This window comes from Massilia niabensis (assembly GCF_042655085.1).
GTDB lineage: Bacteria > Pseudomonadota > Gammaproteobacteria > Burkholderiales > Burkholderiaceae_D > Telluria > Telluria niabensis.
Genome location: NZ_JBHSMU010000015.1, coordinates 1,378,318 through 1,390,765, shown reverse-complemented (window position 1 = coordinate 1,390,765; position 12,448 = coordinate 1,378,318). Strand labels below are relative to the sequence as shown.

Annotated in this window: 9 protein-coding genes; 4 read left to right on the top strand and 5 right to left on the bottom strand. The window is 69.1% G+C overall.

Features of this window, described 5'->3' with window-relative positions:
* Nucleotides 1–100: 100 nt before the first annotated feature.
* Complete coding sequence (gene sugE / locus ACFPN5_RS20660; RefSeq protein ID WP_379785752.1) at nucleotides 101–418, top strand: quaternary ammonium compound efflux SMR transporter SugE; 318 nt, start codon at nucleotides 101–103, stop codon at nucleotides 416–418.
* A 343-nt stretch (nucleotides 419–761) separates the two neighbouring features.
* Nucleotides 762–1,385 (top strand): exopolysaccharide biosynthesis protein, encoded by a 624-nt coding sequence (locus ACFPN5_RS20655; RefSeq protein WP_379785675.1) that lies wholly within the window; start codon nucleotides 762–764, stop codon nucleotides 1,383–1,385.
* A gap of 27 nt (nucleotides 1,386–1,412) precedes the next feature.
* Here ACFPN5_RS20655 and crcB read toward each other — a convergent pair whose 3' ends face one another.
* The 5 genes from crcB to ACFPN5_RS20630 form a co-directional block, all read right to left on the bottom strand.
* On the bottom strand, nucleotides 1,413–1,820 hold the full coding sequence (crcB, locus tag ACFPN5_RS20650) for a fluoride efflux transporter CrcB (RefSeq protein WP_379785674.1): 408 nt from the start codon (nucleotides 1,818–1,820) through the stop codon (nucleotides 1,413–1,415).
* Nucleotides 1,805–2,263: a molybdopterin synthase catalytic subunit MoaE gene (gene moaE / locus ACFPN5_RS20645; RefSeq protein WP_379785673.1), complete on the bottom strand. Its 459-nt coding sequence runs from the start codon at nucleotides 2,261–2,263 to the stop codon at nucleotides 1,805–1,807. Before moaE ends, crcB begins: the two co-directional genes overlap by 16 nt.
* Nucleotides 2,260–5,064, bottom strand: a complete 2,805-nt coding sequence (locus ACFPN5_RS20640) for a DUF349 domain-containing protein (RefSeq protein ID WP_379785672.1) — start codon at nucleotides 5,062–5,064, stop codon at nucleotides 2,260–2,262. The genes moaE and ACFPN5_RS20640 overlap by 4 nt, the downstream gene beginning before the upstream one ends.
* A gap of 112 nt (nucleotides 5,065–5,176) precedes the next feature.
* Nucleotides 5,177–5,767: a hypothetical protein gene (locus tag ACFPN5_RS20635; RefSeq protein ID WP_379785671.1), complete on the bottom strand. Its 591-nt coding sequence runs from the start codon at nucleotides 5,765–5,767 to the stop codon at nucleotides 5,177–5,179.
* A gap of 249 nt (nucleotides 5,768–6,016) precedes the next feature.
* Nucleotides 6,017–7,282 (bottom strand): winged helix-turn-helix domain-containing protein, encoded by a 1,266-nt coding sequence (locus tag ACFPN5_RS20630; protein WP_379785670.1) that lies wholly within the window; start codon nucleotides 7,280–7,282, stop codon nucleotides 6,017–6,019.
* A gap of 118 nt (nucleotides 7,283–7,400) precedes the next feature.
* On the opposite strand from ACFPN5_RS20630, the gene ACFPN5_RS20625 reads away from it, so the two are divergent.
* Together ACFPN5_RS20625 and ACFPN5_RS20620 are read left to right on the top strand one after the other, a co-directional pair.
* Nucleotides 7,401–8,642: an exonuclease SbcCD subunit D C-terminal domain-containing protein gene (locus tag ACFPN5_RS20625; protein ID WP_379785669.1), complete on the top strand. Its 1,242-nt coding sequence runs from the start codon at nucleotides 7,401–7,403 to the stop codon at nucleotides 8,640–8,642.
* Nucleotides 8,639–12,412, top strand: a complete 3,774-nt coding sequence (locus ACFPN5_RS20620; RefSeq protein WP_379785667.1) for an AAA family ATPase — start codon at nucleotides 8,639–8,641, stop codon at nucleotides 12,410–12,412. The genes ACFPN5_RS20625 and ACFPN5_RS20620 overlap by 4 nt, the downstream gene beginning before the upstream one ends.
* Nucleotides 12,413–12,448: the final 36 nt, after the last annotated feature.

The window sequence follows — 12,448 nt, the reverse complement described above, 5'->3', positions numbered from 1 at the left end:
TGACTTTTTATACCATGAAAACAGACATACGATGCGAGGCATTGGCGCTGGCGTTGGCACTGCATCGGCGCCAGGAATTCATCAATGTGAAAGGCATATCATGGTTTGGCTCGTTCTCATCCTGGCAGGACTGTTCGAAATCGGCTGGGCCGTCGGACTCAAATACACCGAAGGATTTACCCGGCTCTGGCCCAGCGTCGGTACGGTCGCCGCCATGGTCGTCAGCTTCGGCCTGCTCGCCCATGCCTTGAAGTCGCTGCCGATCGGAACCGCCTACGCGATCTGGACCGGCATCGGCGCGGTGGGAACGGCCTGCGTCGGCATCCTCGTCTTTGGCGAATCCGCCTCGGCGCCACGGCTGGCGTGTATTGGCTTGATTGCCGGCGGCATTGTGGGTCTCAAGCTGGTAACGCATTGAGGATCTTGGCCCCAAAAGCATACCGGCCAAAAATGGCCGGTATGCATGATCGTCAGGCTGAGCCCTTAAACCTGTTCGGCGGCCACCAGTTACAAGTCTCGGGTTGCGAATATGCAGGGCTTGGCGGGCTCGCCCTGGTCTCCCGGCAACCCGGCCAGACACGGTCACCGGCAAAGTGGCATTTTTGCGTCAAACAGTCGTAAATTCCCTGGTGGCCGGTAGTCGGCGCGCGGCGTTGTTATACTGTCGCGCCGGCGCCATGATCGCGCCAGTACTCGACCGGCAAGCCACGTCCCCGCCGGGGTTCCCGACACCACGACGAAACAACGAAGAAAAGAACACAATGCAAGGTGAACCACTTTCCCAGAGGCTCCGCTCCCTGGTCCGCTCCCTGCCACGGACCGGCATCACGCTCAGCGAACTGATACACCTGGTCGGCAACGACGGCCTGCTGATCCTGACCGCCCTGCTCACGCTCGTGTTCCTGATCCCGGTGTCGATTCCCGGCGTGAGCACGGTGTTCGGCGCCGCCATCCTTCTCATCGGGATGAGCCGCCTGTTCGGACGCGAACTGTGGATTCCATCGAAAATCAAGCACCGCACCATCGCCACCAGGAAGCTGCGCCCGCTGCTGCGCAAGGCCCTGCCCTGGCTGCAAAAGCTGGAGCGCGTGAGCCGCCCGAACCGCATCCAGTGGCTGGTGGCAAACGGCCCGATCCAGCACCTGAACAATGCGTCGCTGATCCTGGGCGCGGTGCTGCTGATGATGCCCTTCGGCCTGATTCCGTTCAGCAATACCTTCCCGGCCATCGCGCTCCTGTTCTTTGCCATCGGGCTGCTGCAGCGCGACGGCGTCTGCGTGCTGCTTGGCCATATCAGCAACATCGTCACGATCATCTATTTCGCCGCGCTCATCGGCGGCGGCGGCCTGGCGGCGCGCGAGGTATTCACCCGCATGACGACCTGAAGGGTCGTTAGCCGCTCTCAGCCGTTCTCAGCCCCTGAGCGCACGCCAGGTGGCAAAGCCGGCGATGCACAGCAGGAGCGCGCCGACCAGGTGCAACAGCGTGTGCGCGAGCGCCCAGCCGTAATCGCCGCGCTGCAGCAGGACCATCGATTCTGCGGAAAAGCTGGAAAAGGTGGTCAGTCCGCCGAGGAAACCGGTGACGACGAACAGGCGCCACTCCGGCGAAAGATGCGGATGGTGCGAAAAAAAGCCGAGCGCCATCCCGATCAGGTAGCCGCCGATGAGGTTGGCCGCCAGCGTGCCGGCCTGGACATGGGTGTGCGCGCTGGTGTTTATATTACTCAGCCACAGGCCGAGTCCCCAGCGCAGCCAGGCGCCGATCGCGGCGCCTCCACCCACCGCCGTGACTGCCAGCCAGTTCAGGCCGCTACCCACTTGGCCTTGGCGCTGTCGTCGCTCAGGCGCGCGTCGACCCAGCGCGCCCCCTCTGGCGTCTGTTCCTTCTTCCAGAACGGGGCGTCCGTTTTCAGGTAGTCGATGATGAACTCGCAGGCGGCAAAGGCTTCGCCGCGGTGCGCCGCGCTGCAGGCGACCAGCACGATCTGCTCCATCGGCGCCATCGGGCCCACCCGGTGGACTACCAGCGCCTTGTACAGCGGCCAGCGCGCCCGCGCCTGCTCCACGATGTCTTCCAGCGCACGCTCGGTCATGCCGGGGTAATGCTCGAGTTCCAGCTCGGACACGTTGGCGCCCTCGTTCATGTCGCGCACGGTGCCGACGAAACTCACCACCGCGCCGACGCGCGGGTCGCCCTCGCGCAGGCGCGCCAGTTCCTGTCCGAGATCGAAATCCTCGTGCTGTACCCTGACCGCGCTCATTTGACACCCATGCGCATCACCAGTTGCTCGACCCGCAGCGCGGTGCGCGCGTCGGCCAGCGCCGGCAGGGCGCACAGGGCATGCAAGCCATCCTGGCGCTGGCCGGAGCCGTGCGGCCTGGTGCCGGCTTTCAGGGTCGACTGCAAGGCTTCCACCTGCAGCTTGAGGCGGTCACGCGCGAATTCGGCGCCGCTGTCGATACCGGCCGTCACTTCCTGGCGCAGCAGTTCGTTCAGCAAGGTGACGCAATTGGCTTCGAGCAGGCGCGCGTAAGCCGCACGGTCGCCCTCCAGGGCATTCAGGGCCGCCTCGAAGCGGGCGTCGAGCACCGGGTCGTAGTCGGGGCCGGCCGGCAGCAGCGCCGCCCAGCGGTTGCGCCAGTCGGAGCTCGAGACCGGCTGCTCGAGGTTGGCCAGCGCGGCTTCCAGTTCCTGGCAGGCGCGCAGCTTGTCGCGCACGGCGCCCGCCAGCGCCATCCCGGCGGCGCGGCGCGCGAGGTCCGCATGGTGCTGCACTTTGGCGATGGCCTCGTGGTAGCGCTTGTCGACGCGGGCTTCATGGGCGCGCGGCACCGGGCCGATCGCGTGCCACTCAAGCGCGGCTTCGCGCAGCAGCTTGCCGGCGCTGGCCGGGGTAGCGTCGGGCGCCGCCGCTTCCAGCCGGGCGCTGATCGCTTCCTTGGCCGCTTCGTGGGCGCGGCGTTCGGCGTCGGCCGCGTGCGCGCTGTCCTTGCGGCGGGCAAACAGGTTGTCGCATTCGGCGCGGAAGCGCGCCCACAGCGCCTGCTCGGCCTTGCGTTCGAGCGGCAGCGCGCGCACATGCTCCTGCCAGCGCGCCTGGATCTCGCGCAGGCGGTCGATGGCGTGGCGGTCGTGCGGGTCGAGCGCGGCGACTTCCTCGATGAGTTCCTCGCGGCCATTCATCTCGGCCTTGCGCTGCTCTTCCAGCGGTCCCTGCAGCGTGGTGAGCGCGGCGGCAAATTGCTGGTCCAGGCGTTTCTTGTCCTTGCGGTCGATGGCGCCCAGGTGGCTCCAGGCCAGGCGCATGCGCTGCACGGTGCCGGCGACGTGCTTCCAGTCGGCCTCCCCGGACTGCAGGCGGGCGATCTCGGCATTGGCTTCCTGCACCAGCGCCTCGCCGCGCGCGGCGTTCGCATGACGCTCGTCGGCCAGGTGCTTGAAGTGGGCGGCGGCCGGGGCATAGGCCACCGTGCAGGCATGGTCGAAACGTTCCCACAGGCTTTTCGGAGCAGCGCCCGACAGGCTGTCGAGCGCCTTCCAGCGCTCGCGCATGCTGCCGACCTTTTTCGCCAGTTCGGCCATCGCCAGGTTCTGGGTCGGCAGCGCTTCCACCGTCTTGATCAGTTCCTCGCGCGAGACATTGCCGCCCCAGCGCGCCCAGTCCGACAGGCGCTTGAGTTCGGCGCGCAGGTGCGCCAGGCGGTCCGCCTGCGGCGCGCTCAGGCGCATGCCCTTGCCTTTGGTGTCCTTCAGGGCCTTGTCGAGTTCCGCGGCGTGGGCGAGCGATCCTTGCTGCAGGGCCGCTTCCAGCGCATCCATGGTGTCGAGGAAGGCCTGGTCGGCGCCGCGCGCGGTTTTTTGCTGGCCCGGTCGCGGCTCGGTTGCAGGCGCGCCCTCCCCGGCTGCCGCCGCATGCGATGCGTCATGGGGTGCATCATGCGCCGCATCTTGCGGCACATCATGCAGCACCTGAGTCGCATGGCCGCCCGCGGCATGCGTGCCGGACGCCGCGCCCCGTGCCGGGTGCGCAGCGTCGCGCGCCTTGCGCGCCGCCTGCGCTACCGGTTGCGGCAGGCCCGCCAGCAAGGCGTCGAAGCGCGCCTGCAGGGCCGCCGCGGCCGCGCCTTCTGGCGTCGCCGGCAATTTCTGCCAGGCCTTGCGCAAGGCGTCAGCGTTCAATTCCTCGGTCGGCTGGGCCTGCCATTCGGCGAGGGCCGCTTCGCGCGCCGCCAGCGCCGCCTGGGCCTGCTCGAGCGTCGCCAGCAGGCCGTGCACGCGCGCATGCTCGACGGAAAACTCGGCCACCAGCGCGCGCGGCAGGGATACCCGTTCCGGGTGAGCGAGGGCGGCTTCCTGTTCCTGCGCCATCCGTTCCAGGGTCGCCGCCAGGTCCAGCGCAGTGAGCCCGCTCGCGTCGAGCCGGCGCAGCGCGGCGACGCGGTCGATCATGGCGCGCTGCAGTTGCACCTGCGCTTCCAGGCGCGCGCCGAGGGCGGCGCGGACCGGGGCGAAATCGCCGGCCAGTTCGGGCGCGGCGATGACCGACCACTTGCGGTCGAGGTCGGCAACCTGGTTCGGAGTCAGGTGGGCGTCCTGCAGAAGCGCCCTGGCCTGTTCCAGCATGGCCTGGCCACGCCCGAGTTCCGCCTCGTGGTGGCGGATCGCGTCGAGCCTGGCCTGCGTCAGCTTGGCGACACGGCGGTCGATGTTGCGCATGGCCGTGTGCACGCGCTCGAGTGCGGCGCGGCTGTGCACGAACTCGGCCGCAGCGAGGCGCAGTTCGGAATATTCGGAATGGAGGATGAAGTCGACCGCGCGTGCTTCGTCGCCGTCGAGCGATTTGAGCGCTTCGGCCTGCTGCTCGCGTCCTGGTTTTGCCGGGCGCGGGCCGGCCGCGGCGCCGTTGTCCGGGCCGGGCGATGCCGCGCCTGCGGCCGGGGCCGGTGCAGCGGGCGACGCTGCCGGCTTGCCGTCCGGCTTGCCACCAGGCTTGCCGCTTGGCTTACCCCCAGGCTTGCCGCCGGTCTTGTCGCCCTGGCGCTTGAAAAGGAATTCGAACATGATGAAGTCGCAGTTCCAAAACCCCCATCATAGCAAAGAACCATGGCGGCTTTTCCTGCCGCACCCGGCAGGCGCGCGCCCGGGTCGGTGCCGGAAGCCCAGTGCGGGAACCTCAGTGGGCGAAGCTCAGCGGCACGCCTTGCCGATTCGCATGCTCGGCCCGGGCGGCGCGGCTTGCCGAGGGCGCCACGCGGCCCCGGTGCTCCTCGACATAGGCGTCATGCGCGAGCATCTGGTTGGCGACTGCAAACCAGGCCTCGCCGGCAATGGCGGCGCGCGCGACCGGGAACAGTTCGCGCTCCTCGCGCTCGAAACGCACGGTCAGCGCCGAGCAGAAGCGCTCGACGGCGAGGCAGAACGCATCGACGCGGTCTTCGTTGTCGACGCCCCCCTCGGCGAGGGTGCAGGCCGTGTCCAGCGCTTCGGCCGCGCTGCGGCTGAGCATGTCGAGCTCGCACAGGAGCGGGTTGGCGCCCGCCCCTGCGCGGCGCAGGGCCGGCATGAGGAATTTGTCGAGCTTGCGGCGATGACATTGTTCGTACAGGCGACGCAGCGAAACGCACACATAGTCGGCCTGGCCCGAAGTCAGCGCGCTCTGACGTGTGTAGCCTTTTTGAACCAGTTGCCCGATGGCGTGCAGGCTGACGCGCATATTTGTTTGTTCAACAGATAGCGCTACGAGCGTGTAGGTCGCGGTAAGCATTCATTCTCCTCTCGACGTCGTCAACGCAGGCGCGTGGCTCCATGGAGGGGACACGGCCTGGCTGGACATACTGATTTTGGAACAGGCCGTTGTTTGTTTTTCTATTCTTCAGCCTGAAAGAACTAGTAGTGTAGGGAGCACTGGCGTGCCGGGTTTGATCTTTCGCAAACTCCGCGGAGTGCGTAATGCAGTGCGAGTCAACCAACTTCGGGGATGTGCGTTGACATGCGCTGGCGTGCAGCGGCACCCTCAGGCCGCGGCCTGGGTATCGGAATGCATGCCGAGCACTCCAGCCAGCCTCGGTCCCAGCTCCGCCGGTTCCGTGCGGCCGACCTGCACGTCGGGACAGCCGTGCCAGCGCGCGCAGCGCTGCAAGGCCTGCGCCACGTCGCGCAGCAGCGCCTCGCTGGCGCGCACGCCGGGCTCGAAAAACACCGCCTTCACCTCGAAGACACCGCTCTTGCGGTGTGCCTTGGCATCGACGCGCCCGACCAGCACCCCGCGGCGCAGCACGGGCAGCGTGAAATAGCCGTAGCGGCGCTTCGCCGCCGGCGTATAGCATTCGAGACGGTAATCGAAACCGAACAGTTCCAGGGCCCGGCGCCGGTCCCATACCACCGGGTCGAAGGGCGACAGGATGGTGGTGAGTGTCGCGTTCAAACCGCCAGCGGCGGCCTGCCCCGCCAGGCCGGCGTGATCGGAATGGATGTAGACCGGATCAATCCAGCCCTCGACGCGGGCGCGCAGCAGCAGGCCCTCCTCCACCAGCGGCGCGAGCGCGACATGCGGGCGGCGGGTGCGATGGTAGTCGGGGATCCAGCCGGCGCGCGCGACCCCCAGCGCCTTGACCGCCTGCAGCGCGAAGCGGCGCCGCACCTCGGCCAGCGGCGGCATGTGCGCGTCGTCCCAGTCCGGCAGCACGCGCTCGGCAAGGTCGTAGACGCGCTGGAAATTGTGGCGGCGCGTGATCATCAGCGCGCCCGAGGTGAACAGGACTTCGAGCGAGCGCTTTTCCGGCTTCCACTCCCACCAACTTCCCGCCTTGGCGTCCGCCTTGGCGCCGGCTTTCCCATCCGAACGTTCGAAGTCCGACGAGCGCACCGGGCCGTTGGTACGAATATGGGCCAGCAGCGCCGCCACTTCCCCGGCGCGCTCGCGCATCCAGGTGCTCGAATACTTCCAGCCCATGGCGGCCGGGTCGAGCATGCGGTGGCGATACAGGCCGTAGTCTTCACGCGGAATGAAACAGGCTTCGTGGGCCCAGTACTCGAACAGGCGTCCCTCCGCCAGCAACTCGTCCAGCCATTCAGGCGGATAGCCGCCGAGCCGGCTCCACAAAACGAGGTAGGGACTGCGCGCCACCACGTTGATGGTGTCGATCTGCAGCAGGCCCATGCGCTGGATCGCGTCCAGAACATCGTCCTTGACCGCTTTGCGCCGGCGCGGCTGCAACAGTCCCTGGGCCGCCAGGTGCAGGGCGCGCGCGGCGCCGATCGACAGGATTAATTCGCTCATGCAATGATTTTAATGAGGTTTCGGCATCATGCCGCGCGAGTTCCGGATTTTTTTTGAAGCGGCGGCATGGCTGCGTTATAGTGCAGCCGACTCCCTTTTCTCCAAGATTCGACTCCCGATGCGTCTGTTGCACACCTCCGACTGGCACCTCGGCCAGACCCTGCACAATTACGACCGGACCTACGAGCACGAGTGCTTCCTCGACTGGCTGGAGGGCACCATCGTAGCCGAGGAAGCCGACGCGCTCCTGATCGCCGGCGACATTTTCGACAACGCCAATCCCTCGTCCGCCGCGCAGCGCCAGCTCTACCGCTTCCTGCAGCGGGCCAAGGCGCGCACGCCGCACCTGCAGATTGTCGTGATTGCCGGCAACCACGATTCACCGGGACGGCTGGAAGCGCCCGGCCCCTTGCTGGAAGCGCACGGTACTGTCGTGATCGGCAACGTCGTGCGCGACCGCGAAGGCGCAATCGACCTCGAGCGCCTGGTGGTACCGCTGCGCAACAAGGCAGGCGAAACCAAAGCCTGGTGCCTCGGCATCCCTTTCCTGCGCCCGGGCGACGTGCCGCGCGCCAAGGTCGAGGGCGACGCCTACCTGAACGGCATCGCCCTGCTCTACAACCAGGCCTTCGAGCTGGCGCAGTCGCGCCGCGAAGCCGGCCAGGCGATCCTGGCGATGGGCCATTGCCACATGGTCGATGGCCAGTCGTCGGTTGACTCCGAGCGCCGCATCGTGATCGGCGGCACCGAAGCGCTGCCGGCCTCGATGTTCGACCCGGAAATCGCCTACGCCGCGCTCGGCCACCTGCACCTGGCGCAGCGCGTCGGCAAGAAAGAGCACCTGCGCTATTCCGGCAGCCCCTTGCCGCTGTCGTTTGCCGAAGTCGGCTACCAGCACCAGGTGCTGCGCATCGACCTCGACGGCGCGGTGGCGAAAGAAGTGACGCCCCTGCTCGTGCCGCGCGCGGTCGACCTACTGCGGGTGCCAGGCAAACCGGCGCCGCTGGCCGAGGTCCTGGCCGCACTCGAAAGCCTGGAACTGGACGACGCGCTGCCGCCCCAGTGCCGGCCCTACCTGGAAGTACGGGTGCTGCTCGACGGGCCCGAGCCGAGCCTGCGCGCCCAGGTCGAGGCGGCGATCGCCGGCAAGCCGGTGCGCCTGGCAAAAATCGAACCGACCCGCAAGACGGTCGCCTCCCAGGATGGCGCCGACGCGCTGACGCTCGACCAGCTGGCCCAGCTGCAGCCCGACGACATCTTCCGCCGCCTCTGGCAGCAGCGCTTCGGCGAGGACGCACCGGACGAGCAATTGTCCGCGTTTAATGAGCTGATGTTGCCAGGCGATGGGGAGTCCGCATGAAGATCCTGCGCATCAGCGGGCGCAACCTGGCCTCCCTGGCGAACGAATTCGTGGTCGACTTCGAGAGCGAGCCGCTGGCGTCCTCGGGCCTGTTCGCGATCTGCGGCCCGACCGGCGCCGGCAAGAGCACCCTGCTCGACGCCCTCTGCCTGGCCCTGTACGGCAACACGCCGCGCCTGCAACTCAAGAGCAGCCGCGGCGCCCTGCCCGACGCCGGTGGCGAAAGCGTGTCGACCACCGACGCCCGCAACCTGCTGCGGCGCGGCGCCGCCGAGGGACATGCCGAGGTCGATTTCGTCGGCAACGACGGCATCCGCTACCGCGCGCGCTGGAGCGTGCGGCGTTCGCGCAACAAGGTCAGCGGCCTGCTGCAGGCCTCGAACATGACCCTGCACCGGTTGCCGGAACTGGCGCCCCTCGGCAGCACCAAGACCGAGACCCAGGCCGAGATCGCGGCGCGGATCGGCTTGTCGTTCGAGCAGTTCACGCGCTCGGTGCTGCTGGCGCAGAACGAATTCTCGGCCTTCCTGAAAACCGACGAGAACGAACGGGGCGAGCTGCTCGAAACCCTGACCGGCAGCGCCGTCTACAGCGCCATCTCGAAACGCGCCTACGAGCGCTACAAGCAGGAGCAGGACGCCGTGCGGCGCCTGACTTCGCGGCTGGCCGACGCGGCACCGCTGGCGCAGGAAGCGCGCGAGGCGCTCGATGCCGAGCGCGCCGCGGCCGACGTGGCCCTGCAGGCCGTCGACGTGCGGCGCGCCCTGCTGGAAGCCCAGCTGCGCTGGCACCAGGAACGCGAACGGCTGCGCCAGCGCGAAGCGGAGGCGCACAGCCTGCTGCTCGAAGCACGCAGCGCCGCCGAAGCGGCGCAGGAGCGGCGCATCCGCCTGGCCACGCTCGACGAAGTACAGGCCGCGCGCCCGCTGATGGCGGAACTGGCGCGCCTCGACGCCGAGCGCGTGCAGGTCGAAACGACGCTGGCCAACGGCCAGGGAGAACTCGCGCGCGCCCAGGAAGCGGCCCGGCAAGCCATGCAGGAGGTGCAGACGGCGACCATCGCGCTGAAAGCGGCGGAAGGCGCGCAGATTGAAGCCGCAGCCCGGCTCGATGCCGCCAAGGCGCTCGACGCGACCATCGACACCCTCGCTGGCGCGCATGCGCAGCTGGCCGGGCGGCGCGAACAGACGGCACTCGACGCGGCGCGCACGCGCGAGCTGCTGGCCGAGGCCGGCGCCCGCCTCGCGCAGACCCGCGAAGCCGAGACCGCGAGCCGCGAATGGCTGGCCGCACACCGCCGGCACGAAGCGCTTGCCGCCCAGTGGCCGCGCTGGGACAAGCTCTTCACCCAGGCGGCGCAGGCTGCCGCGGCCGAAGGCGCGAACCTCGCCGCGCTGGCGAAGGCCGACCGCGCCCGCGTCAATGCGGCGGCCACCGTCGAGGCTTCCCTTGAAGCCGCCGAACGGGCCGCCACCCGCATTGCCGAACTCGATGCGGCGCGCCAGGCTGCCGCGACGGCGCTCGCCGGCTTCGACATCGACGCCCTGCACGAAGAACGCCAGAGGCTCGAGGCGCGCCGCGAGCAACTGTCGGCGGCCGCACGGATCGCGAAAAGCCTGCACGTCGCGCGCGAGCACCTGGCCCGCATCGACGCCGAGTTCGAACGCACGCGCAGCGCGCGGGCCGCCGCCGACACCGGGTTCGCCGCCGCCGGCGCGGCCGCACCCGCCCTTGGCGCCGCCGCAGCGCAAGCGGAACACGCCTTGAGCGCTGCCGAACGCGCCATCGCCGACAAGGTCGAAGACCTGCGCGCCGCGCTCGTCGAGGACGAGCCCTGCCCGGTCTGCGGCAGCGAAACCCACCCCTACGCCCACCAGGACGAGCGCCTCCACGCCGTGTTCGACATGCTGCGCGCGCAACTGGCCGAACGCCGCGCCGCGGTGCAGGACAACCTGTCCGAACAGGCCACGCGCCGCGCCCAGCGGGACGCCGCCGGCGAGCGCCTGGCCGCGCTGGGCGAGGAACGGGGCACACTGCTGGCCGACCTCGGCGAACTCGATGCCGCCTGGAATGCGAATCCCGTGGCGCAGGAAGCACCGCCCGCCGGCGAACGCCAGCCCTGGTTCGAGGCGCAGATGTCGAGCGTGCGCGAGTCCCTCGGCGCCATCGAGGCGCGCCAGTCGGCGGCGCGCCGCGCCGCGCAGGCGCGCGAGGCTGCGCAAACGGCCTTTGAAGCCGGCAACACCGAGCACCTGCGCCTGCGCGAGCTGGCCCAGAACGCCCGCACCGCGCTTGGTACCCACGAGACCGAGCACAAGGCGCTCAGCGCCCAGCTCGAGCGCGACCGCGCGACGCTGGCCGCCCTGCTGGCCGAGCTCGACCCGGTGCTGCTTGATGTCGCCGGCGATGGCTGGCAGGATGCCTGGCGCCGCGACCCGGCCCGCTGGCAGGCGGCGCGCGCCCTCGATGCGAAAGCATGGACCGCGCAATCGGCCCAGCTGGCTGAACTACGCACGGCACTGGCCACCTTTGATGCGGCGCAGCGCGAAGCGGCAGTGCGCGCCGAGCACGCATCCGGCGCGGCGGCCGCAGCCGGGGAAGCCTTTGCCCGCAGCGAAGCCGAACTACGCGAACGCCGCGCCAGCCGGGCCGCCCTGTTCGGGGGCCGCCCGGTGCAGGAAGTCGAGCAGGCCCTGCGCCGCGCCGTCGCCACCGCACGCGAGGTCCTGGCCGCGCGCCAGGCGGTTTCGCTCGAGGCGGCCCAGCGCGAAACCCGCGTGCGCAGCACCCTGGCGCAGGCCCAGGAACGCATCGGCGCCCTGCAGGACGACGCACGCGACGCCGCTGCACGCCTTGCGGACTGGATCGAGGACTATGCCGCACACCACGCCGAGCTCGAACCGGTCGCCAGCCAGGCGCAGCTCGCCGGCCTGCTGGCCGTCGGCGCCTCCTGGCTGGCCCAGGAACGCACGGCGCTGGCCGAACTCGACGCCGCCTCGGCCAAGGCGGCAGCCGTGCTGGCCGAGCGCCGTGCCCAGCGCGACGTGCACGAAGAAGGTGTCTCCCAAAGCGGCGCCGCGCCTGATGACGCGATGCAGGAGGCGGCAGCCATCGCCGATGCGCTCGAAGCCGTACAGGAAGAGCGCAGCACCGTGCACGAACGGGCGACCAGCCTGCGCCTGCAGGCGGCCCAGGACGACGAGCGCCGCATCAAGGCGCAGTCGATGCTGGCCGAGATCGAGCGCCAGCAAGCCATCGAGCAGCGCTGGGGGAGATTATCCGAACTGATCGGCTCGGCCGACGGCAAGAAGTTCCGCAACTACGCCCAGCAGTTCACGCTCGACGTCCTGCTCGGCTACGCCAACAGCCACCTCGGGCAACTGGCGAAGCGCTACCGCCTGGAGCGCGTCGACAATGCCGGCGCCCCGTCGCTGGGGCTGATGGTGCGCGACCAGGACATGGGCGGCGAGATCCGCTCGGTCAATTCGCTCTCGGGCGGCGAATCCTTCCTGGTATCGCTGGCCTTGGCGCTGGGCCTGGCCTCGCTGTCGTCGAACCGGGTGCGGGTCGAGTCGCTGTTCATCGACGAGGGCTTCGGTTCGCTCGACAGCGACACCCTCGGCATCGCCATGGACGCGCTCGACGCGCTGCAGTCGATGGGGCGCAAGGTCGGCGTGATCTCTCACGTGCACGAAATGACCGAGCGGATCGCGGCCAAGATCCAGGTGCGGCCGACGGGAGGGGGCAGCAGCGCAGTGATGGTGCTCTGACGATGTGCATCAATCGTGGCGCCGGGCTGCGCCACG